The 21,827-nt window shown below is 66.3% G+C and carries 23 protein-coding genes; 12 read left to right on the top strand and 11 right to left on the bottom strand.

From position 1 onward, the window contains the following. Window positions 1–72 precede the first annotated feature (72 nt). Entirely contained in the window at window positions 73–693 is a 621-nt protein-coding gene (locus ACQR1I_RS18450; protein ID WP_434866615.1) for a hypothetical protein, read from the top strand. Window positions 694–777: 84 nt separating this feature from the next. Here the strand turns inward: ACQR1I_RS18450 and ACQR1I_RS18445 are convergent, their stop codons facing one another. From ACQR1I_RS18445 to ACQR1I_RS18425, 5 genes are all read right to left on the bottom strand, one after another. Next, the gene (locus ACQR1I_RS18445; protein WP_434865981.1) at window positions 778–1,269 is read right to left on the bottom strand and encodes a F0F1 ATP synthase subunit B family protein; all 492 of its coding nucleotides are present in this window, start codon (window positions 1,267–1,269) and stop codon (window positions 778–780) included. Further along, on the bottom strand, window positions 1,269–1,844 hold the full coding sequence (locus ACQR1I_RS18440) for a F0F1 ATP synthase subunit B family protein (protein ID WP_434865980.1): 576 nt from the start codon (window positions 1,842–1,844) through the stop codon (window positions 1,269–1,271). Before ACQR1I_RS18440 ends, ACQR1I_RS18445 begins: the two co-directional genes overlap by 1 nt. Window positions 1,845–1,872: 28 nt before the next feature. Next, entirely contained in the window at window positions 1,873–2,100 is a 228-nt protein-coding gene (locus ACQR1I_RS18435; RefSeq protein WP_006615622.1) for a F0F1 ATP synthase subunit C, read from the bottom strand. 38 nt (window positions 2,101–2,138) lie between these two features. Beyond that, on the bottom strand, window positions 2,139–2,882 hold the full coding sequence (locus ACQR1I_RS18430; RefSeq protein WP_434865979.1) for a F0F1 ATP synthase subunit A: 744 nt from the start codon (window positions 2,880–2,882) through the stop codon (window positions 2,139–2,141). 88 nt (window positions 2,883–2,970) lie between these two features. After that, window positions 2,971–3,348 (bottom strand): AtpZ/AtpI family protein, encoded by a 378-nt coding sequence (locus ACQR1I_RS18425; RefSeq protein WP_434865978.1) that lies wholly within the window; start codon window positions 3,346–3,348, stop codon window positions 2,971–2,973. 287 nt (window positions 3,349–3,635) lie between these two features. Here ACQR1I_RS18425 and ACQR1I_RS18420 point away from each other — a divergent pair, with 287 nt between their 5' ends. The 3 genes from ACQR1I_RS18420 (at window position 3,636) to ACQR1I_RS18410 (ending at window position 5,417) form a co-directional block, all read left to right on the top strand. Further along, window positions 3,636–4,259, top strand: coding sequence for a 2-hydroxychromene-2-carboxylate isomerase (locus ACQR1I_RS18420; protein ID WP_434865977.1), 624 nt, complete (start codon window positions 3,636–3,638; stop codon window positions 4,257–4,259). A gap of 102 nt (window positions 4,260–4,361) precedes the next feature. Further along, window positions 4,362–4,925 carry a hypothetical protein gene (locus ACQR1I_RS18415; protein WP_434865976.1) on the top strand — a complete coding sequence of 188 codons (564 nt, stop codon included), beginning with the start codon at window positions 4,362–4,364 and terminating at the stop codon, window positions 4,923–4,925. A 24-nt stretch (window positions 4,926–4,949) separates the two neighbouring features. Next, window positions 4,950–5,417 carry a secondary thiamine-phosphate synthase enzyme YjbQ gene (locus tag ACQR1I_RS18410; RefSeq protein WP_434865975.1) on the top strand — a complete coding sequence of 156 codons (468 nt, stop codon included), beginning with the start codon at window positions 4,950–4,952 and terminating at the stop codon, window positions 5,415–5,417. A gap of 114 nt (window positions 5,418–5,531) precedes the next feature. Here the strand turns inward: ACQR1I_RS18410 and ACQR1I_RS18405 are convergent, their stop codons facing one another. Continuing rightward, window positions 5,532–7,157: an MFS transporter gene (locus tag ACQR1I_RS18405; protein WP_434865974.1), complete on the bottom strand. Its 1,626-nt coding sequence runs from the start codon at window positions 7,155–7,157 to the stop codon at window positions 5,532–5,534. A gap of 413 nt (window positions 7,158–7,570) precedes the next feature. On the opposite strand from ACQR1I_RS18405, the gene ACQR1I_RS18400 reads away from it, so the two are divergent. From ACQR1I_RS18400 to ACQR1I_RS18375, 6 genes are all read left to right on the top strand, one after another. Next, window positions 7,571–8,245: a response regulator gene (locus ACQR1I_RS18400; protein ID WP_434865973.1), complete on the top strand. Its 675-nt coding sequence runs from the start codon at window positions 7,571–7,573 to the stop codon at window positions 8,243–8,245. Window positions 8,246–9,158: 913 nt separating this feature from the next. Then, complete coding sequence (locus tag ACQR1I_RS18395) at window positions 9,159–9,545, top strand: GntR family transcriptional regulator (protein ID WP_434865972.1); 387 nt, start codon at window positions 9,159–9,161, stop codon at window positions 9,543–9,545. Then, entirely contained in the window at window positions 9,538–10,419 is an 882-nt protein-coding gene (locus tag ACQR1I_RS18390; RefSeq protein WP_434865971.1) for a slipin family protein, read from the top strand. The genes ACQR1I_RS18395 and ACQR1I_RS18390 overlap by 8 nt, the downstream gene beginning before the upstream one ends. Window positions 10,420–10,496: 77 nt before the next feature. Continuing rightward, window positions 10,497–11,057: an Imm21 family immunity protein gene (locus tag ACQR1I_RS18385; RefSeq protein WP_434865970.1), complete on the top strand. Its 561-nt coding sequence runs from the start codon at window positions 10,497–10,499 to the stop codon at window positions 11,055–11,057. 84 nt (window positions 11,058–11,141) lie between these two features. Beyond that, a complete protein-coding gene (locus tag ACQR1I_RS18380; RefSeq protein ID WP_434865969.1) occupies window positions 11,142–11,582 on the top strand; it encodes a hypothetical protein in 441 nt (146 codons plus the stop codon). Between the two features lie 116 nt (window positions 11,583–11,698). After that, the gene (locus ACQR1I_RS18375; RefSeq protein ID WP_434865968.1) at window positions 11,699–12,334 is read left to right on the top strand and encodes an ankyrin repeat domain-containing protein; all 636 of its coding nucleotides are present in this window, start codon (window positions 11,699–11,701) and stop codon (window positions 12,332–12,334) included. Window positions 12,335–12,474: 140 nt separating this feature from the next. Here the strand turns inward: ACQR1I_RS18375 and ACQR1I_RS18370 are convergent, their stop codons facing one another. Then, the gene (locus ACQR1I_RS18370) at window positions 12,475–12,864 is read right to left on the bottom strand and encodes a hypothetical protein (RefSeq protein WP_434865967.1); all 390 of its coding nucleotides are present in this window, start codon (window positions 12,862–12,864) and stop codon (window positions 12,475–12,477) included. Window positions 12,865–12,987: 123 nt separating this feature from the next. Continuing rightward, window positions 12,988–13,959 carry an alpha/beta fold hydrolase gene (locus ACQR1I_RS18365; protein ID WP_434865966.1) on the bottom strand — a complete coding sequence of 324 codons (972 nt, stop codon included), beginning with the start codon at window positions 13,957–13,959 and terminating at the stop codon, window positions 12,988–12,990. 100 nt (window positions 13,960–14,059) lie between these two features. On the opposite strand from ACQR1I_RS18365, the gene ACQR1I_RS18360 reads away from it, so the two are divergent. Beyond that, window positions 14,060–14,971 carry a LysR family transcriptional regulator gene (locus tag ACQR1I_RS18360; RefSeq protein WP_434865965.1) on the top strand — a complete coding sequence of 304 codons (912 nt, stop codon included), beginning with the start codon at window positions 14,060–14,062 and terminating at the stop codon, window positions 14,969–14,971. A gap of 69 nt (window positions 14,972–15,040) precedes the next feature. Here ACQR1I_RS18360 and ACQR1I_RS18355 read toward each other — a convergent pair whose 3' ends face one another. After that, window positions 15,041–15,589, bottom strand: a complete 549-nt coding sequence (locus ACQR1I_RS18355; protein ID WP_434865964.1) for a carboxymuconolactone decarboxylase family protein — start codon at window positions 15,587–15,589, stop codon at window positions 15,041–15,043. A gap of 94 nt (window positions 15,590–15,683) precedes the next feature. Between ACQR1I_RS18355 and ACQR1I_RS18350 the strand changes: the two genes are divergently transcribed. Further along, the gene (locus tag ACQR1I_RS18350; protein WP_434865963.1) at window positions 15,684–16,511 is read left to right on the top strand and encodes an AraC family transcriptional regulator; all 828 of its coding nucleotides are present in this window, start codon (window positions 15,684–15,686) and stop codon (window positions 16,509–16,511) included. A gap of 2 nt (window positions 16,512–16,513) precedes the next feature. Here ACQR1I_RS18350 and ACQR1I_RS18345 read toward each other — a convergent pair whose 3' ends face one another. Both ACQR1I_RS18345 and hemA read right to left on the bottom strand, forming a co-directional pair. Beyond that, complete coding sequence (locus ACQR1I_RS18345; RefSeq protein WP_434865962.1) at window positions 16,514–20,020, bottom strand: PAS domain-containing hybrid sensor histidine kinase/response regulator; 3,507 nt, start codon at window positions 20,018–20,020, stop codon at window positions 16,514–16,516. A 431-nt stretch (window positions 20,021–20,451) separates the two neighbouring features. Further along, a complete protein-coding gene (gene hemA, locus ACQR1I_RS18340; protein WP_434865961.1) occupies window positions 20,452–21,681 on the bottom strand; it encodes a 5-aminolevulinate synthase in 1,230 nt (409 codons plus the stop codon). Window positions 21,682–21,827 lie beyond the last annotated feature (146 nt).

The raw sequence follows: 21,827 nt of genomic DNA, 5'->3' as shown, positions 1-21,827 counted from the left end.
GCCGAGGCTGGACGACCGAGTTGCCGGGGATATCAGACGATGCGACAGACGAGCGTGATCAGGGTTGGAACGTTGGCGGCCGTGCTGGTGGCCATGAGTGTGGCCGGAGCGGCTCCGCCTGCGGCGGCTCAATCCCTGACCGACCGCTTCAAGAACCTGTTCGGGGGCGGCTCCGATGACAAGGGGCAGCAGAACCTGCCCGCCAATGGCGGGCCGCCGGTCGATCCGACGGAAGGCCTGACCTGCCCGCCGGTCAACATCCGGGCGGGAGCCTCGACCTATGCCGTGGCCACCCCGGGCAAGCAGGCGGTCGGCAACGACGTGCGGTTTCAGGCCTCGATCACCAGGACGGCGCGGGAATGCAATCTGAATGGCGCCGAGATCGTCGCCAAGGTCGGCATTCAGGGGCGGGTCGTCGTCGGCCCTGCGGGCGCGCCGGCCAGCGTCGACATTCCGATGCGCATCGCCGTGGTTCAGGGCGGCATCGGCGAGAAGGTGATCGCGACCAAATCCTATCGCACCACGGTGCAGATGACCGAGGAGGGCAGCGTTCCGTTCACGATCGTGGCCGAGGACATGGTCTATCCGGTGCCCCCGCCGGGCGCCAATGCCGACAATTACGTCTTCTACATCGGCTTCGATCCGCAGGCCCTGGGCCCGGAGCGGCCGCGCGCCAAGAAGGCGAAGAAGTGAGGGGACGGAGCTTCAAAGCAAAAGGCCGGTGCGAGCGAAGCGCACCGGCCTTTTGAAGATGGTTGGTCGATGACGGAGGGCCGCTCAGTTCAGCTTGCGGCCGACTTCAGCGATGCCCTTGGCGACCAGGTCTTCGCCGAGACCGCCCTTGACCGACTGCGACAGCACGGTCGCGGCGGCCTGGACGGCGGCGTCCGCCGCGGCGGCCCTGACGTCGGACAGCGCCTGGGCTTCGGCCATGGCGATCTTGCTCTCGGCGGCCTTGGTGCGACGGGCGACGAAGTCTTCCATCTTGGCCTTGGCTTCCGCCGCGATGCGCTCGGCTTCCGCCTTGGCGCTGGTGACGATCTCCTCGGCCTCACGCTCGGCGCTGGCGCGGCGGGTCTTGTATTCGGCGAGCACCTTGGCCGCCTCGTCCTTGAGCCGCTTGGCCTCCGCCAGCTCGTTCCTGATGCGCTCGCCGCGATGATCGAGCGCCGTCAGAACCATGCGGTGGACACCGAGATAGGCGAACAGGCCCATCAGGATCACGAAAGCAATCGCAACCCAGGTTTCCGGATCAGCGAGCAAATGCATCAGGCTGTTCCCTTCAACGATGCATCGACCGCAGCCTCGACCGTCTTGGCCGCGGGGGCCTTGCCGGTGAGCTGCTGCACGATCGCAGAGGCTGCGTCAGCGGCGATGCCGCGGACATTGCTCATTGCGGTCGCGCGCGTGGTGGCGATGGAGGTCTCGGCCGCCGCGAGCTTGGCCGCGAGGCTGTCTTCCAGCGCCTTGCGCTCGGTCTCTGAGGTGGCCGCGAGCTTCTCGCGGGTCTCGGCACCGATCGCCTGGGCGCGGGAACGGGCCGTCGCCAGCTCGGTCTCATACGCCTTCATCGCGGCTTCGGATTCATCCTTCAGCCGCTGCGCGTCGGCCAGGTCGCCGTCGATCGACTTCTGGCGGGCGTCGATGACGGCCCCGACCTTCGGCAGCGCCACACGCGAGACGATCACGTACAGCGCCACGAAGGCGATCACCAGCGAGACGATCTGGGAGGGAAAAGTTTCCTTCGAGAAGGGAGGGAAACCATGCCCGCCATCGGCCTCCGTATGGGCGCTTGCGGTGCCCTTGGCCTCGCCGCCCTTGGCTTCGCCATGACTTTCAGCCACGGGCTTCTCCTGTCCGGCTCAGGCCGTCTTAGACGGCGTACAGCAGGAGCAGGGCGATCAGCAGCGAGAAGATGCCGAGCGCTTCGGTCACCGCGAAGCCGAAAATCAGGTTACCGAACTGGCCCTGGGCGGCCGACGGATTGCGCAGAGCGGCCGACAGGTAGTTGCCGAAGATGATGCCGATGCCGGCACCCGCGCCACCCATGCCGATGCAGGCAATGCCCGCGCCAATGTACTTCGCTGCAACCGGATCCATGACGAACTCCTTTGAGAGGTTTGGTAGAGAGGGCCGGATCAGTGGCCCGGATGGATAGCATCGTTGAGATAGATGCAGGTGAGGATCGTGAAGACGTAGGCCTGGAGGAACGCGACCATCAGCTCGAGGCCGGTCAGGGCGACCGTAAGACCGAGCGGCAGCAGCGCGCCGACCTTGCCGACGAAGCCGAGCGCGCCAAGCATGGTCACGAAGCTCGCGAACACCTTCAGCGTGACGTGGCCGGCCAGCATGTTGGCGAACAGACGGACGCTGTGGGAGATCGGGCGGGAGAAGAAGGAGATGATTTCGATCACGACCACCAGCGGCAGGATCACCGCGGGGATGCCGGACGGTACGAACAGCTTAAAGAACTTCAGGCCGTTCTTGTAGAAGCCGTAGATGATGACCGTCAGGAACACCAGCAGCGCCAGCGAGAAGGTGACGATGATGTGGCTGGCGATGGTGAAGGTGTAGGGGATGATGCCGACGATGTTCGAGACGAAGATGAACATGAACAGCGAGAACACCAGCGGGAAGAACGTCATGCCGTGCGAACCGGCGCTCGTTCTGATGGTGTTGGCCACGAATTCGTAGGACAGCTCCACCACCGACTGGAAGCGGCCCGGCACGAGCGCGCGCCCGGCGGCCATCATCATGACGGTGATGAGAACGACCGCGAGCAGCATGTACGCGGACGAGTTGGTGAAGGCGATCTCCTGATTGCCGATGTGGCCGATCGTGAAGATCTTGTTGAGGTGGAATTGGTGGATCGGATCGATCATCCGCGTGGCGTCTCAGTTGTTCACCGGCCACGCCGGCGCTTTGCAATTCACTCGCTGGCCTTCAGCGTTGCGGTCTTTGACGCAGGTCTCACTGGCGGGGCCTGTCGGGAGCTATGCCTGCAGATCTCACCACGTTCAACACGCCGGCGGCAAAGCCGAGCAGGAAAAACACGATAAATCCAAAGGGCGATGTCGACAGCAAGCGGTCGAAGCCCCAGCCAAGCACCGCGCCGACGAGGACACCGGCGATCAACTCGGATGACAGTCGCAGTCCACGCGCCATGGCCGAAGCCCGGGCTGCAGTGTCACCGCTGCCGTTTCCAGGTTGATCAGCCCCGATCTTTCGGCCGTCGCGAAATTCGGACAACCGTTGGTCGAGACTTCCGAGCCTTGCGGAAAGCGCAACCTCATCGGGCGACTTGTCGCGATCTCCGTGTCCGCCGCTGTCGTTCGTGTCATCCGCCATGTGCCATCGCCACGTGTGGAGACCCGACCCGATGCTGCGAGTTGCAGGAAATAGCGCCCCATCGCCCTTTAAAGCCGCGCGGACCATACTGACCGCATCCACCCAAGTCAAGATTGCGTGTTGAACTGTTAGATGCCTGATTCTACTCGTTTTCTCGGCTTTTTCGTCAGATCGGTCGCGGCTGTCACTGCGCCGCATCAACAGCGTTGTGTGCAGTTGCGATCTTGCACCGGCCAAAGCCGTCTGATCCGATGCCGTCGGTACCTTGAGACAGTACGGGAACCCGCATGCCGCGCCAGATCGACTATTACTTCTCCCTGCAATCGCCATGGGCCTATATCGGCCACCGGCTGTTTCGCGACGTTGCCGCGAGCCACGGCGCCGCCGTTAACCTCAAGCCCGTGATGCTGCTCGACCTGTTCGCCGAGACCGGCGGGCTGCCGCTCGCCAAGCGCCATCCGGCGCGGCAGCGCTATCGCATCGTCGAGCTGAAGCGCTGGCGCGATCGACGCGGGCTCGATTTCCATATCCAGCCGAAGAACTGGCCGTTCAATGCCCGGCTCGCCGACGGCGTCGTCATTGCGGCGCTGCAGGCGGGGCATGATCCGGAGCCGTACCTCGCGCGGGCATTCCCGGCGATCTGGGAGCAGCAGCTGAATCTCGGAGATGCCGAGGTGATCGCTGGCCTGGCGGATGCGGCGGGATTGCCGGGCCGCGACCTCGTGACGCGCGCGGCCGCCGATGCCGTGGGGGCGGCCTATGAGCAGAACCGGCAGGATGCGATCGCTGCCGACGTGTTCGGCTCGCCGGCCTATGTGCTGGATGGCGAAATCTTCTGGGGCCAGGACCGGCTCGAGTTGCTGGCCGATGCGTTGAAATCCGGCCGATCCGCCTATACGTGCGAACCATAGGTGCGCGCCGTGGCAACTCACCGCACCACAGGGAACGCCATGGCACCGACACAATGTGGGCGTGCATGACGGCCGTCGTGAAAGCGTCCTGGAGAGCGAGCCATGAGTCTCACGAAGCCATACCGGCAGCCCCTGGTCGCGCTCCTGGCGTTGAGCTGTCTCGGCGGCGAGGCGTTGGCGATCGAGGACACCGCGCCCGAGGGCGAGAAGGGCCGCTACACGATGTCGACGACGCCGGATGGCGTGGTCCGGCTCGATAGCAGGACCGGTGCGGTCGCGACCTGCAACAACAACTCCGGTTCCGGCTGGGCGTGCTACGCCGTCCCCGATGAGCGCGCCGCCCTGGACGCCGAGATTGGCCGGCTGCAGGCGGAGAACGAGAAGCTCAAGGCCCAACTCGCCTCGCGCGACCAAAGCATCTCCGGCAAGATCGATGAGCCGCTGCCGAAGGACCAGGCGCTGCCGAAGGCCGATCAGTTGAAGAAGTCCGAGCCCAGGCTCGACTCGAAGCCTGATTCGAAATCTGCTGACGGCGCGCGCAAGCTGGAGATTCCGCTGCCGAGCGACCAGGACATGGATCGCATGATGGGCTTCCTCGAGCAGGCCTGGCGCCGGCTGCTCGACATGGCGAGCCGGGTGCAGAAGGACGTCTCGGGCAAGATCTGAGACCGGGCGCAGGAGGCCGACGGCATGGCCGCAACATCGACGTCGCGCAGCGCGCCCACGGCGGTGACCGTCAGCACGGTGGTGACCGCCACGCTCACCGTCCGGACGCCGGGCCGCGGCTTCACCGACCTCACGCGCGACGTCGAGGCGTTCCTGCGCGAGGTCGCGGCGCGGGAAGGTGTCGTGACCGTGTTCATCCGACACACCTCGGCGTCGCTGACGATCCAGGAAAACGCCGACCCCACGGTGCTGCGCGATCTCACCACGGCACTGGCGCGGCTGGCGCCCGAGAACGCCGGCTGGGTGCACGACACCGAGGGGCCCGATGACATGCCGGCCCACATCAAGACCATGCTGAGCGCGGTCTCGCTGCAGGTGCCGGTGCAGAACGGCCGCATGCTGCTCGGGACCTGGCAGGCGATCTACCTGATCGAGCATCGCGCGCGACCGCATCGGCGCGAGGTGGTGGTGCAGTTCATCGGCGCGGTCTGACGCCATAAAGAAGAAAATCCTTGGCTTGAAACGCCGAACGGCCGCGGAGCGATCCGCGGCCGTTCGTTTGAAGGGGATGCGAGCGGGGGCGCCGCTCGCATCGTGATCAGGGCCTCAATGGTCCTGGATGTTCACGTCCTTCGTCTCCGGCAGGAAGATGAAGCCGACGATCGCCGTGATCACGGCGAACGTGATCGGGTACCACAGGCCGGCGTAGATATCGCCGGTCGAGGCCACGATCGCGAACGCGGTCGCCGGCAGCAGGCCGCCGAACCAGCCGTTGCCGATATGGTAGGGCAGCGACATCGAGGTGTAGCGGATCTTGGTCGGGAACAGTTCGACCAGCATCGCGGCGATCGGGCCGTACACCATGGTGACGAAGATCACCAGGATGAACAGCAGGCCGACGATCGCGGCGACCTGCGGACGGAAGACGTCGAACGGATGCGCCATCTTTACGATCCCGGCGTCGCCCGCCTTCGGATAGCCGGCGGCCTGGACGGCGGCGAGGACCGCGGGGTTACCGGCCTTGGCGTCGGCATAGGGCACGTCCTGGCCGTTGACCGTCACCTTCACGCCGGACCCGGCCGGACCCGAGGTCGTCGAGTACTTCACCGACTGCCCGGACAGGTAGGCGCGGGCGGTGTCGCAGGGCTGGGTGAAGACGCGGGTGCCGACCGGGTTGAACAGGTCGCCGCAGCCGGCGGGATCGGCCACCACTTCCACCTTCACCGTCTCGATCGCCTTCTCCAACGCCGGGTTGGCGTTGCTGGTGATCATCTTGAAGATCGGGAAGAAGGTCAGCGCCGCGATCAGGCAGCCGCCCATGATGATCGGCTTGCGGCCGATCTTGTCGGACAGCACGCCGAAGACCACGAAGAAGCCGGTGCCGAGCAGCAGCGACCAGGCGATCAGGAGGTTGGCGGTGTAGCCGTCGACCTTCAGGATCGATTGCAGGAAGAACAGCGCGTAGAACTGGCCGGTGTACCAGACCACGCCCTGGCCCATGGTGCCGCCGATCAGGGCGAGCAGCACGATCTTGGCGTTGCTCCAGTTGCCGAACGCTTCCGTCAGCGGCGCCTTCGAGCTCTTGCCCTCTTCCTTCATCTTCTGGAAGACCGGCGATTCGTTGAGGCGCAGGCGGATCCAGAGCGAGACGCCGAGCAGCAGCACCGAGACCAGGAACGGAACGCGCCAGCCCCACTTGGCGAAGTCGGCCTCGCCGATGATGGTGCGGGTGAACAGGATCACGAGCAGCGACAGGAACAGGCCGAGCGTCGCGGTGGTCTGGATGAAGGAGGTGTAGTAGCCGCGCTTGCCGTTCGGCGCGTGCTCGGCGACGTAGGTCGCGGCACCGCCATACTCGCCGCCGAGCGCAAGGCCCTGCAGCAGGCGCAGCGAGATCAGGATCACCGGCGCTGCGAAGCCGATCGTCTCGGCGCTCGGCAGCAGGCCGACGATGAAGGTCGACAGACCCATGATCAGGATCGTGACCAGGAAGGTGTATTTGCGGCCGACGATGTCGCCGATGCGGCCGAACACGATGGCGCCGAACGGGCGAACCAGGAAGCCGGCGGCGAAGGCGAGCAGGGCGAAGATGTCGCGGGTGGCCGGCGGATAGGCGGAGAAGAACTGCGCGCCGATGATCGAGGCCAGGGACCCGTACAGGTAGAAGTCGTACCACTCGAAGACGGTGCCGAGAGAGGAGGCCAGAATGACGAAGCGTTCGTCCTTCGTCATGCCTCCCGATCTCGCTTGCGTGGCGACCATTGTTGACATTGGCATTCGCTCCCCAAGATCGTTGTGATGATGGCTTCGTCTCCGCATGCCGGACTTGGACGGCTGTCGTCGCGGAGGCCTTGGGTCTTCAGTAACATTGCAGTGAAACTCGCCCCAATACGACTTTCGGCCCTGCCGGCCAGCGCGCGCGGGAAAGGTGGGGACATTGCGGCGGATCAAGTTCGCGGGCCGATCGGTGCGCTATCGATGCTGCGTCGCACAAGGCGCGGATTAACCGCTCGGCCTGCAAGCGGAATTGCACGCTTGCATGCAACCAGCCGCCGGGCGAGTATTTTCGGAAGTCCGAGCGACGTGCGCGTCGCCGGTGTTGCAAGGTCAAGTCTGTTTTCAAGTCAGGATTCAAGTCAGGATTCATGGCGGCTGCCACCACCCATCTCGTCATCGCCGATGATCACCCGCTGTTCCGCAACGCGTTGCGGCAGGCGGTCGCCAGCGTGCTCGCGGAGGCCGTGGTCGACGAGGCCGGTTCGTTCGAGGACCTCACCGCGCTCCTGGAAAAGGATTCCGAGGTCGATCTCGTCCTGCTCGACCTCACCATGCCCGGCATCTCCGGCTTTTCCGGGCTGATCTATCTGCGCGCGCAATACCCGGCGATTCCGGTGGTGATCGTGTCGGCCAGCGACGACGGCGCGACGATCCGCCGCTCGCTCGATTTCGGCGCCTCCGGCTTCATCCCGAAGCGGTTCGGCGTCGATACCCTGCGCGACGCCATTAAAAAGGTCATGGACGGCGAGGTGTGGGTGCCGGCCGACACCGATCTCGCCGCCGGCGCCGATCCGGAAATGACCAAGCTGCGCGACCGCCTGGTCACGCTCACGCCGCAGCAGGTGCGCGTGTTGATGATGCTGTCGCAGGGCCTGCTCAACAAGCAGATCGCCTACGAGCTCGGCGTCTCCGAGGCGACCATCAAGGCGCATGTCTCGGCCATCCTGCAAAAGCTCGGCGTCGAGAGCCGGACCCAGGCCGTGATCGCCGCGGCAAAGATCGCGGGCAGCGCCTGGCGGCAGGACGTGCCGACGGGGAAGTGAAGGGCTGATTTTCTTATGAGCACGCTGCGCATGGCCAATGTGCAGCTCCGGTCTCGGTGCCAGATCCTGATGGTGAGGAGCGCCGCGCCAGTCAGCTCACTATTGCGCAATCTGAGGGCTCGCGGCGCGTCTCGAACCATGAGGCCCGAGCTGGGGCCTCGCCCTTCGAGACGCCCGCCTTCGGCAGGCTCCTCAGGGTGAGGAGCGCGATCTTCGGCGCGAGAGCACAAGACCGGCGCTGAGCGGGAAATCCACGTCATTTGGTCGATCCATCGCGACACACCTTCTCAGCCTCGCGGCGCCATCGGCGTCCGAGCTTTGCTGATCATCCGCCCTCTTGAAGAATGAGGGCGCAGGGAAGGCCGGGCGCTGGCCGCGCCCGTGGCCCGCCTGCAGAAAAAAAGCAGGCGGCAGTCACCACAGGTCTGGCCTGATACACCCGGCCCTCCCTGCGCGATGGTTTTGACGGCTGCTCCGTGCTCTCCCCGGGGACCGGCGTTCTTGCCCCCGTCGTCAGCAACATCGTCGTCACCGACTTGGCATCAGCACCGGGATGCCAGGACCACACGGCTTGACCGTGCGCGCCGGATCGTTCGTCCGCGAGCCAAAGCCCGCTGCGACCCGACGCGCCCACCGCATCCCGCACCCCACGTTCGTGACGATCGCGAAGCGCCCCTCATGGCGGGCACGGGACGACTCAAGGGGTAGCATGATTTCTGGGAAAAAGAAATAGGCAATGTGCCGGAATTCCGAAGCGCGGGGGCGAGATTTGCTGCGCCATTCGGTCATCACGGCAGGTGCCACCGCAGTCCGGCTTGTGCTGGCGGCACGGATACGGTCGCAGTGGATTTCAAAACAGCCATTGACGTTCTGTAGGTAAAGTATATTGTACTAGATAATGCATACAGAGCTAATGAAATCGCTGCGGCTGGAGAGTTCCGGCATTCCGATCTACGTCCAGCTTCGCGACCAGATGCTGCGGAGCCTCGGCGCGGGGCTTCTGCGTCCTGGCGACCGGATGCCGACGATGCGCGAGATGGCGGTGGCCCTGAAGGTCGATCTCAACACGGTCCGGCACGCCTATGACGAGTTGGAGCGGATCGGCGCGATCACGCTCGTCAGAGGGCGCGGCAGTTTTGTCGCGCAGCCGCCGCGGCCTCCGAATGCGCGGGCGCTGGCCCAGCAGGTCGATAGCCTTGCCAAGCAGATGCTGGCGACGGCCGCCGCCGCCGGCGTCGATCCGGTCGCGGTGGCGGAACGAATGATCGCGCTCGTCAACAAGGAGGCGTCCAATGACTAGCTATCTCTCGGGAAAAGGCACGAACCAGCCTGCGCTGGTGCTCGCCGTGCTCACGCTGGCACTGGCCGGCTTGATCGCCTGGTCCGGCCGTGACACCGGTTCGGCCGTGCCGTATGTGGCTGCCGCGGTGCTGGTGCTCGTCGCCTTTCTCATCCCGCAAGCCGTCATGATCGCCGACCAGTGGGAGCGGGCCATCGTGCTCCGGCTCGGCCGCCTCGTCGGCGTTCGCGGCCCTGGCCTGTTCGTCATCGTGCCGTTCGTCGACCAGGTCGCGGTGTGGCTCGACCAGCGCATCCAGACCACCGAGATCAATGCCGAGCAGGCGTTGAGCAAGGACACCGTTCCGGTCAACATCGACGCCGTGGTGTTCTGGCAGATCCATGATCCGGAACGCGTCGCACTCGAGATCATCGACTACCGCCAGGCGATCACGCGCGTGGCGCAGACCTCGCTGCGCGAGATGGTCGGCTCGTCTCTGCTCTCGACCCTGCTGTCCGAGCGCAAGCAGGGCGATCAGTTGCTGCGCGAGGAGATCGGCCGCAAGACGGCGGATTGGGGTGTTTCAGTCTTGTCGGTAGAGATCCGCGACATCGGCGTGCCCCCGGCGCTGCAGGATGCGATGAGCCGCCAGGCGCAGGCCGAGCGCGAGCGACTTGCTCGCGTGCTGCTTGGTCAAGCCGAGCAGGAGGTCGCGCAGAAGTTCGTCGAGGCCGCGGACACCTATGCCCGCAGTCCGGCGGCGCTGCAGTTGCGCGCCATGAACATCATCTACGAAACCACCAAGGAACGCGGCGCGACGATTCTGATGCCGACGGCCATGGTGGACGCCATGAACCCGGCCACGGCCTTGGGGATCGTCGCCGCAGCGCGCTAGACGACGATGCTTACGAGAGTACGAGCGTTGGGTGGCTGCGATGTCAAGCGAGACGGCGATCTGCTAGCCTCCACCGCATGACGAGAACCAGAACCTGGGTCGAAACCACCGGCGGTCCCCACCTGCTGATCCCTGCCGAGCTGCTGTCAGATTGGCGCGGCATCGAGGGATGGAGCGATCACGACGATCCGGCTGACCAGAGCGACTATGCGCGCGCCTGCCGGGTGACGAACTGGCTCGGGGCGATCAGCTGCGGGCAGGGTGTCGCCGTCGTGTTGTCCGGTGATGCCGGCGACGTCGCCTGGTACGCCGACGACCGGGACGATCGGGGTTTCCTGGTGCAGTGGCTCGGCGTCGACGACGAGCGACTGATCGGTCCTGCTCTGCAGACGTCGCAACTGCGCGCCGATCTCGACGGCCCTGAGGCGGAGCGGCTCGAATTCGAGACCGGTGTGTCGGGTGTGATGTGGCTGATCGATGCGGCCGATTGGGGTGAGGATCGGCGGAGCAACCATCTGACTGTCGCGTTGCGGCCAGGGCGATATCTGGCGCGGGCGATGCACCACGACTCTGCTGGCCTGCTGATTGTCGTCCGCGAGCTGTGTTGGACCGGCCCGTTGCCCACTGATAGGATGTGAATGCGGGCGGCGGCTTGCTGATTGGATGTGGATTACTCGTTGCGCGAGAAGGGATGGCCGAGCACGATGTCAGGACTCCTGCGCATGCGTTTGGCTTTCCCATTGGCCGCCATTGCGATCGCGCAGATCTCGCCGGCGGCCGCATGCTCTTCCCTGAACGGCCCGCCGTCCGAGGAGCAGTTGTTCGCAAAGGCGACTTCGGTGTTTGTCGCGCATGTGACGTCTGTCGCAGAGATCGCCGCACCAGACGACGTCAAGAAAGTGTATCCGCAGATCCTTGAAGCTTCGATCACCACCGTCGAGGTGATCAAGGGACAGCCGCCCGCCGATGCGAAGGTCAGGAGCCTGCCGTTGGGATACGGCAATTGCACGTTGCCGCTGCTGGCGGGTGCCGACTACATCTTCTTCTTTCAGGATCAAGTTTCCTACGTCACCTTCGTGACGGGATCCGCCGGACCCATTTTGAATCTCGCCGGGACAGAGGTGCGCGGGCGACTCGAGCGGCTGCGATCGCTGGCGAAATGAGGCACTTGGCGGAACTGAAATCTTGGTCGTTGCCGATGACAGTCAGATCCGCTGCGCCTGTCCGCGGGAGATGTTGCAAAGGCTGAGCAGCATGGCGGGAACGTGGAGGCCACCTCATGAAGGCTGCCGACAATAGAGCCGACTTCAGATCGTTCGTGGAGATCGTCGTCGCTGGAGACATCGCACGGGCTGTCGACCTGCTCGATGCTCATCCTCAGCTCGCGACGGAGTGCTGCATGCGAGGTGCGTCACGGCAGGGGGCACGGGCGAATTTCTTCGATTGTATCGGGCACTATATCTACGCGGGCGACTCTGCCGTGCACATGGCCGCAGCGGCCCAGCAGTCCCGGATCATCAGCGAACTGATCTCGCGGGGAGCCGACGTCCATGCCCGCAACAGGCGCGGTGCGCAACCGCTGCACTACGCTGCCGATGGCGGGCCGGGTTCACCAGCCTGGAATCCCGAGGCGCAGGTGAAGATCATCGCCGCGCTGGTGCGCGCCGGTGCGGACCCGAACGCGCTCGACAACAGCGGCGTCGCGCCGCTTCACCGCGCCGTACGCAATCGTTGTGCGAACGCGGTGATGGCCTTGATCAAGGCTGGCGCCGATCCGCGTCTGCCCAACAAGAGAGGATCGACGCCGATGCAATTGGCCGGCATGAACACGGGAAAGAGCGGATCAGGGTCGCCCGCCGCCAAGGAGCAGCGGCTGCAGATCGTGCGCATCCTGGAGCAGTACGCGACCAGGTAATCGGTCGCCGATGAGCATGGGACAAACGTGCGCCCGGCAGCGATCGGGATCGCCGCCGGCGAGCGGTCCAAGCGGCGCCGCCTGCTCGATCTCGCCGCGCCTGCAGCGGATCAAGCTACGAACGACGCCTGCATCTATCCTCAGCGATCGTAGTAGCCGTGATGATGATGATGGTGATGATGGTGACCCCGTCCGATGCTGACGCCGCCGACGCCGGGAATGCCGATGACCGTGCGGTGGTGGTGATGATGATGGTGATCGTGGTAGTGCCGGCGGCCTCTGCGGATGATCACGGTTTCCGCCAGCTTGACCTCGTCCGCCCTGGCCTCGTTCGTCTTTGTCTGGGCGCGTGCGGCGTCGTCGGCCTGCAGCAATGCCAGAGCATTGGGAAGTGGCGCGAGCAACTCCGCGTAGGACGATGCCTGCGGGATGACGGACGCGTTCGCGCCTGGCAATGTATTGGCCTGTGCGCCACCGGCGGTGATCGCCGCGGCTGCGGCTCCGAGCAGTGCGGCTGTCTTCTTGTCCATGTCGGTGTTCTCCCAGGCTGAATCTCAGGACGCCGTTCCACGGCGCCCGAAAGCCCGAACGCGGCCCTCGGCTGCTTTGTTCCGTGCGCTGAACTCCGGACCGGCCATCCGCTGCCCTTGGTATCAGCGCGGCGACGGCGCGGCGGCCGGCGGTGAGTTGAGGAAGGCATCGATCGCCGCGACCGTCGCAGCCGGCTGCTCCTCCATCAGCCAGTGGCCGGAACCGTCGATGACCTGCCCCTGCACGTTGGTTGCGCCGGCGCGCGCCACTGTCGCCATTGTAGCGCCGAAGGATGACGCGCCTCCGACGGCCAGCACCGGCATCGGCAGCTTGCCATGCGCGTCGAGCCAGGCGCGGTTGTCGATCGCGTCCTGGTCGAACGCGGCGAACTGGCTGAAGCCCGCATGCATCCGCCCCGGGCCGGCGTAGAGCTGCGCGTAGTGGACCCGCGCGGCTTCCGGGAAATTCTTCGGGTTGGCCGAGAACTCGTTCCAGAAGCGGTCGAGATAGATGCGCTCGCGGCCTTCGACCAGGCGCTCCATGTCCGGGCCGCCGAAGCGGAAGTGCCACAGCAGCGGGTTCTTCAGGATCTCCTCCCACGGGCCGATGCCCGGCACCGGCGCATCCATCAGCACCAGCTTGGTGATGCGGTCGGAGTGCCGGGCCGCCAGCGCATAGGCGACCATGTTGCCGATGTCGTGCGCGACGACGTCGGCGGTGCGGGCGCCGAGCGCGTCCATCACGCCGGTGATGTCCTCGGCCTGGTTGGCCTTCTCAAAGCCCTTGTCGGCGCGAGCGGACAGGCCGAGCCCGCGCAAATCGGGCACGATCACGGTGTGGTTCGCGGCCAGCCTGGCGGCCAGCGGCACCCACATGTCGCCGGTGTCGCCATAGCCGTGCAGCAGCACGACGGCCGGTCCGGAGCCGCCGACCCGGACATGGATCGTCGTGCCGTTGGTCGGGACCTCCTGGGTGCGGAAGCTGGTCGGAAAGTTGCCCGGCGCCTCGGTGGCGCCGGCGAGCGCGGCGCTGGCGAGCGCGGTCAGCGCGGTCGCGGCGAGGGCGGTCTGTCGCAGCAGGCGGGGCAGGGACATGGCGGTCTCCTCTGAGTTGTCGATGCACGCAAAACTAGACCGGGGCGGATCACGGTATTAGAGGATAGTGAAGCGAAGGATTTTTGATCTGCGCGCAAAGATGATGTTGGCCGGCGCAGACCGCGCCCGGGATCTCGAAGTGTTCTGTGCCGTCGCCGACAGCGGCAGCTTCTCGGCGGCGGGGCGCGGTCTTGGGCTGACGCCCTCAGCCGTCAGCCGCACGCTCGACCGCATCGAGATCAGGCTCGGCGCGCGGCTGCTGCTCCGGAGCACGCGCGCGCTCACGTTGACGGCCGAGGGGCAATCCTATCTCGCCGCCGCCCGCCGCATCCTCGCCGATCTCGACGAGGCCGAGCAGGCGATCGCCGACCAGGGCGCGCCGCGCGGCCGCATCCGGGTCAGCGCCGCGCTCTCGCACGGCCGTCTCTGCATCGTGCCGCTGCTCGGAGAATTCGCGCGGCGCTATCCGAACATCCTGGTCGACATCAATCTCGGCGACCAGCTCGTCGACGTGGCGGCGGGGCAGGCGGACGTGGCAATCCGCGGCGGCCCGCTCGCCGACAGCGCGCTCACCGCGCGCCGGCTCGGCGACAACGGCCGCAGCATCGTCGCCTCGCCCGACTATCTCGCGCGCTGGGGCATGCCGGAGACGCCCGAGGACCTGCACAACCACAACTGCCTGAACTTCAGCTTCCGCCGCGCCGAGCCGGTGTGGCCGTTCCGGCGCGACGGCGTCGACTATGCGCTGAAGCTGCGCGGCGCCATCGAAGCCAACAGCGGCGACACGCTGACCGAGCTCGCGCTCGATGGCGTCGGCGTCGCCCGCGTCGGCGATTTCAGTCTCGGCAACGCCATCGCTGACGGGCGGCTGGTGCGGCTGCTCGAGGCCTACAATCCCGGCGACCGGGAGGTCTTCCACGCCGTCTTCGTCGGCGGAGCCAACACGCCGGCACGGGTGCGGGTGTTCGTGGACTATCTGGTGGAGCGGATGAGCGAGTGGAGAGTGAGTTAGGGGGCAGGGTTCGCGGCGTGCCGCCCGCCGGGTTGGGAGAGTCCCCGGCGGGCGACCTGCGTGTCGTCGTCAGGCCGGCTGCAAGGCGAGATCGACCTTCGGGAAGTCGATGACGGTCTGCGCCACGTTGTTGGTGTAGTTGGTGAGGACGTTGATCGCGACGTTGGCGATGATCTCGATCAGGCGGCCCTCGTCGAGACCCGCGGAGCGGGCGGCCGTGATATCGGCGTCCGCCACCTGTCCCTTGGCTTCGAGAACGCGGCGCGCGAAGCGGGCGATGGCGGCGTCGGTGGCGTCGTCAGCCGTGCCCTGGCGCGCCTTGCGCAGGCCGTCCGGAGTGAGGCCCGCGCCCTTGCCCATCAGCGAGTGTGCCGCGAGGCAGTACTCGCAGCCATTGGCCTGCGCGACCGTGAGGGCCACGATCTCGCGCTGCCTGGCGCTGAGCGCGCCTTTGGCGAGCGCATCCGAGAAGGCGACATAGCCGTTCAGCGCGGCGGGGGACTGAGCGAAGGTCGAGAACAGGTTCGGCGTCATGCCGATCTTGGCCTTGACGGCAGCGAGGGTGGCGAGGACGCCGGCATCGGCGCGGGCGGTATCGACAACAGCGATACGGGGCATGGAGGAGATCCTTTTCTGAGGGAAGTGGGTTGCACGCCCCCTCTATGCCGGACTATGGGTGACGTCAGGTGCCAGAAACATTGCAGATCGTCCCATGGATCCGTTTGCCGCGCTGTTCGCCCACGTCACGCCACGGGCCCGGACCTTCTTCGCCGGCAACCTCTGCAACAGCGTGGATTTCCCCGAGGTCGGCCATCTCCACCTGTTCAAGGGCGGCGTCCTGACGCTGACCCAGCCGGGCGCTGCCCACCTCGCCCTGCACGAGCCGACGCTGCTGTTCTTCCCGCGCGGGCGGACGCACCGCTTCGTCGTCGATCCCGAGCGTGGCGCCGACCTCGTCTGCGCAACCGTCGAGCTCGGCGGCGCCGAGGGCAATCCGATCGGCGAGGGCCTGCCCGAGCTCGTGGTGATGCCGCTCGCCGGGCATCCGACGCTCGCGCCGGTCTGCGACCTGCTCATGGCCGAAGGCTTCGCCGACGGCGGCGGTCGGCAGGCGGCGCTGGACCGGTTGTTCGACTATCTGCTGATCCTGATCGTGCGCGACGTCGTGGCCCACGGCGGCGTCGAGAGTGGCGTGCTCGCCGGACTCGCCGATCCGCGCCTCGCCAAGGCACTGACCGCGATCCATGATGCGCCGACCAAGCCGTGGACGCTGGAGGATCTCGCCGACCTTGCCGGCATGTCGCGCACACGCTTCGCCGAATTGTTCCGGATGCGCGTCGGCCGCACGCCGATCGACTATCTGACGGCCTGGCGCATGACACTGGCGCGGCAGCTGCTGGCCAAGGGCAAGCCCGTGAAGAGCGTCGCCGCTCAGGTGGGCTACGACAGCGCCGCGGCGTTTTCGCGCGTGTTCAGCCGGATGTCGGGACACTCGCCGCGGGAACTGGCGGGCAAGCGCGACGGCGAGGTTGGATCCTGATCCTACTCCGCCGCCACCATTTGCTGGATCCGCCACTGCCCGAGCAACGCGCGCAGCGAGGCCGGCTTCAGTGGCTTGTTGAGGACGGCGATGTTGTCGTCGCGGGCGGCGGCGCGGACGTGGGGGCTGCGGTCGGCGGTGATCAGGATGGCGGGCAGCGCCTCGTTGAAGCGGCGGCGGATGTCGCGGATGGCGGCGATGCCGTTGCCGCGGTCGAGGTGATAGTCGACCAGGAGACCGGTGACGGCGCCGTTACGCGCCGCGATCGCCTCTTCGGCGGATTCCGGATCTGAGACGGCGATGACCTCGGCGTCCCACGCCGTCAGCAGCGTCTTCATGCCGTCGAGGATGGCGGGATCGTTCTCGATGCAGACGATCAGCGCGCCCGCGATCGGCGTCGTCGCCAGCGGCGTGGCGCTGGTGACGGCGGCGGTGTGGTTGATCGCCTTGGCGATCGGCACAGTGATCGAAAACACCGAGCCGCGGCCGGGCTGCGAGTCCAGTGCAATGCCGTGGTCGAGCACGCGCGCGATGCGCTCGACGATGGAGAGGCCGAGGCCGAGGCCGCGGGCGATACGCGCGCCCTGTTCGAGGCGGTGGAATTCCTTGAAGATCTCGCCGCGCTTGACCGGGGGAATGCCGACGCCGGTGTCGTAGACGCCGATCTGCAGCGACGTGCCGCGGCGGCGGCAGCCGACCAGCACGCGGCCCTGCGGCGTGTACTTGATGGCGTTGGAGATGAAGTTCTGCAGCAGCCGGCGCAGCAGCAGGCGGTCGGATTCGACGGGCAGCGAGCACGGCACGAAGACGAGATCGAGCCCCTTGGCGCGCGCGGCCGGCGCGAACTCGATCTCCAGCGAGCGCATCAGGTCGGCCATCTTGAAGCTCGACACCGACGGTGTCATCGCGCCGGCATCGAGCCGGGAGATATCGAGCAGCGCGCCGAGGATCTCCTCGATCGCCTCCAGCGAGTCATCGATGTTCTCCACGAGGCGCGAATCCTCGCCCGCGGTCTGGCGTTCGACCAGGCTCGTGACATAGAGCCGCGCCGCGTTGAGCGGCTGCAGGATGTCGTGGCTGGCCGCTGCGAGGAAGCGCGTTTTGGAAATGTTGGCATCCTCGGCCGCGCTCTTGGCGACCGCGAGCTCGGAGTTCAGCCGGGTCAATTCCTCGGTGCGGTCGCGCACGCGCTTTTCCAGCGTGGCATTGGCGCGCTCCAGCGCCTCAGCCGCCTCGAACGACGGCGTCACGTCGGTGAAGGTGATGACGATGCCGCCATCCGGCATGCGGTTGGAGCGCACCTCGATCACCATGTGGCGATCGGGGAGCCGCTCGAGATAGGACTGGCCCTCGGTGGTGTAGGCGGCGAGCCGGCGCGCCAGCAGCAGCTCGCTGTCCTCCTCGCTGGGCGCGCCGATCGTACCGATGAATTCGAGGATCTCGCGCAACGGGCTGCCGATCTGCACCAGATGCGGCGGCAGGCCGAGCAGCTCGACGAACTGGCCGTTGGAGCAGATCAGCTGCAAATCGGCATCGAACACCGCGATGCCCTGGCGTACATGGTTCAGCGCGGTCTGCAGGATCTCGCGGTTGAAATGCAGCGCGGCGTGGGAATCGTCGAGCAGCTTCAGCGCGGCCTTGGCCGACACCGTGCGCTTGCGCAGCAACAGCGACATCACGAGGCGCGACGACGCTGCGCCGATCGAGGAGGCGATCAGGTGCTCGGCGTGGCGCAACAGCTCGAAGTCGGCCGGCGCGGCCGGATCGAGCGGGATGCCGCGCTGGGCGGCGAAGGCTTCGAACGAGGCGCGGGCGCGGTCGGGGCCGAGATATTGCCCGACGGTGCTCTGGATGTCCTGCACGGTCACGGTCGAGCGCCAGCGGCGGAAGCTCGGCGCGCTCGGCGTCAGCTCTGCCGGCACGAACAGATCGGCCTGCAGCAGCTCGATCGACGACGGCTGCCGCGCCAGCGACAGCACGATGTAGGTCAGGAGATTGAGCGACAGGCTCCACAGCACGCCATGCAGCAACGGCGGCAGATCGGTGCCGAGCAGCGCCTGCGGCCTGAGCGCCTCGAGCCCGAACGGGCCATGCTGAAGGAAGAGGATGCCGGACGTAGAGGTGTCGAGAAAGCTCGGGATGAACAGCGTGTAGAGCCAGACGGCGAAGCCGACCAGCATGCCGCCCATCGCGCCGCGCGCGGTGGCGCGCCGCCAGAACAGGCCGCCGAAGAAGCTCGGCGCGAGCTGCGCGATCGCCGCGAACGACAGCAGGCCGATCGCGGCGAGCTGGGTGTTGCCGAGCGCGCGATAGTAGAAATAGGCCATCACCATGATGGCGAAGATCGCGATGCGACGGGTGCCGAGCAGGAAAGCCGCGAAGTCGCGGCCGATCTCGCGCTGCTCTTGCCGTTGCAGCACCAGCGGCACCACGATGTCGTTGCAGACCATGATCGACAGCGCGACGCATTCGACGATCACCATCGCGGTCGCTGCCGACAGGCCGCCGACGAAGACGATGATCGACAGCCATTGCGAGTTGGCCTCGATCGGCAGCGCCAGCACATACATGTCGCTGTCGACCGCGCCGAACGGGAAGGTGACGAGGCCGGCGAGCGCGATCGGGATCACGAACAGGTTGATCGCGACCAGATAGAGCGGAAACAGCCAGCGCGCGCGCGACACCTCTGCATCGTCGGCGTTCTCGACCACGCTGACATGGAACTGGCGCGGCAGCAGCATCGCGGCGCAGAACGACAGCAGCGTCATGGTCAGGAAGCTGCCGATCCCCGGCACATATTCCAGCGCGCGCTCGGCCTCGGGCGATTTCATCGCCCGTTCGATCAGCTCGACCGGCGAGAACATCACGAAGGTGACGAAGGCGCCCGCGGCGATGAAGGCGACCAGCTTGATGATCGACTCGGTCGCCACCGCCAGCATCAGGCCGTGCTGGTGCTCGGTGGCGTCGGTCTGGCGGGTGCCGAACAGCACCGCGAACATCGCCATCGCCAAGGTCACCATCAGCGCCATGTCGCCGACGATCGGGATGTGCGCGAAGGCGCGGTCGTCGATCATGATGGTTTCGAGCGACGACGCCACCGCCTTGAGCTGCAGTGCGATGTAGGGCACCGAGCCGATGATCGCGATCAGCGCCACGGTCGCCGCCACCGCCTGGCTCTTGCCGTAGCGCGCGCCGATCAGGTCGGCCACCGAGGTGATGTTCTGCGACTTGGCGAGATGGATGACCCGGCGCAGCAGCGGCGTGCAGGCGCCCACCATCAGGATTGGGCCGAGATAGATCGCGAGGAAGTCGACGCTATTGCGCGAGGCGAAGCCGACCGAGCCGAAGAATGTCCAGGAGGTGCAGTAGATCGCCAGCGACAGCGGGTAGATCAGGCCCGACAGCCGCGATGGCCGCCGCCCGCCGGCCCGGTTGCCGCGGCTGGCGACCAGGAACAGGAACCCGATGTAGCCGAACGCGGCTGCGATCACGCCCCAGTCGTGCAGCATGCGGTTACGCCAACTCCTCGATTGCTCCAACGTATGAATTGGGCCGCGAGCTTAGCGCTTTGGGGGAAGTGGGGCGATAGGGATGTGGCAGGGAACGTGGGAATGAGGCGGCGTCGTTAAGGTGACGCCTCGGCTGCAGGGATGGTGTTGGACGAGCACAGCCTGTGGGAGTCGATCTCTCACGGCGAGGTCAGTCGGCTCCCCTCCCCCTTGCGGGGAGGGGTTGGGGGTGGGGGTCTCCGGGTGCTGAAGCTAGTTGGCGTGCGCTGTCCAAATCTCGACTGAGCAGCTGGATTGGTCGCGTGAAGAGCCTCGGCTCTCATGGGCAGCGGGACTCGTGGACCCCCACCCCCGACCCCTCCCCGCAAGGGGGAGGGGAGCGCACCGTCGTCGCGTGGACCTGTGCGGCCTCACCAAGGCAAGCTGAAAAGTTACTCCGCCGCCAGCGGCTTCTTGTGCAGCGCCAGACCCAGCCGTTCCCACACCTGCAGCAGGGCCTCCGCGAGGCGGTCGATCAGGCCGTCGTCGTGGTAGGGCGAGGGGGTGATGCGGAGGCGCTCGGTGCCCTTGGCGACGGTCGGGTAGTTGATTGGCTGGATGTAGATGCCGTGCTCTTCCAGCAGCAGGTCGGAGGCCTGCTTGCACTTCTCGGGGTCGCCGACGAACAGCGGCACGATGTGGGTGTCGTTGTCCATCACCGGCAGGCCGGCGGCGTTGAGGATCGCTTTGACGCGCGCGGCGCGGTCCTGGTGGCGCTCGCGCTCCCAGCTCGACGATTTCAGATGCTTGATCGCGGCGGTCGCGGCCGAGCAGATCGGCGGCGGCAGCGCTGTCGTGAAGATGAAGCCCGGCGCGTAGGAGCGCACCGCGTCGATGATCTCGCCCTTGGCTGCGATATAGCCGCCGAGGCAGCCGAACGCCTTGGCCAGCGTGCCTTCGAGAATGTCGATGCGGTGCATGACGCCGTCGCGCTCGGCAATGCCGCCGCCGCGCGGGCCGTACATGCCGACCGCGTGCACCTCGTCGACATAGGTCATGGCCTTGTAGCGCTCGGCGAGATCGCAGATCGCCGCCAGCGGCGCGACGTCGCCGTCCATCGAATACAGGCTCTCGCAGGCGATCAGCTTCGGCCGGTTCGGGCCTGCTGCGATCAGGAGCTGCTCGAGATGGGCGAGATCGTTGTGGCGCCAGATCTGGCGCTCGCAGCCGGATTGCCGCACGCCCTCGATCATCGAATTGTGGTTGAGCGCATCCGACAGGATCAGGCAGTCCGGGATCAGCTTGGCGAGCGTGGCGATGCCGGTCTGGTTGGAGACGTAGCCGGAGGTGAACAGCAGCGCCGCTTCCTTGCCGTGCAGGTCGGCGAGCTCGGCTTCGAGCTGCACCAGCGGATGATGGGTGCCAGCGATGTTGCGGGTGCCGCCGGCGCCGGTGCCGACGCGGGTCGCGGTCTCGACCATGGCGCCGACCACCTTCGGGTGCTGGCCCATGCCGAGATAGTCGTTGGAGCACCAGATCACGACATTGCGCGGACCGTTCGGGGAATGCCAGGTCGCGTGCGGGAACCGGCCGGCGATGCGTTCGAGATCGGCGAAAACCCGGTAGCGACGCTCATCATGCAGACGACCGAGGGCGGCACTGAAGTACTGGCTGTAGTCCATCACGGAACCTGACGTGCTGCGCTGCAATGCAGCGCCTGGAGCGGACCCTCTAAGTGGCGGGGTTCACAGCCTTCTTAGAGCGTTTCCAGATCGGCTGTCGAGCCGGAATCCCACGGCAGGACCTGGGCGTTTTGTCCATGGATAGC

Source organism: Bradyrhizobium sp. HKCCYLS2038, assembly GCF_051167655.1.
In the GTDB taxonomy this organism is placed as follows: domain Bacteria; phylum Pseudomonadota; class Alphaproteobacteria; order Rhizobiales; family Xanthobacteraceae; genus Bradyrhizobium.
Note: the sequence above shows the minus strand (reverse complement) of the source record. Positions and strands in the feature narration are given on the sequence as shown.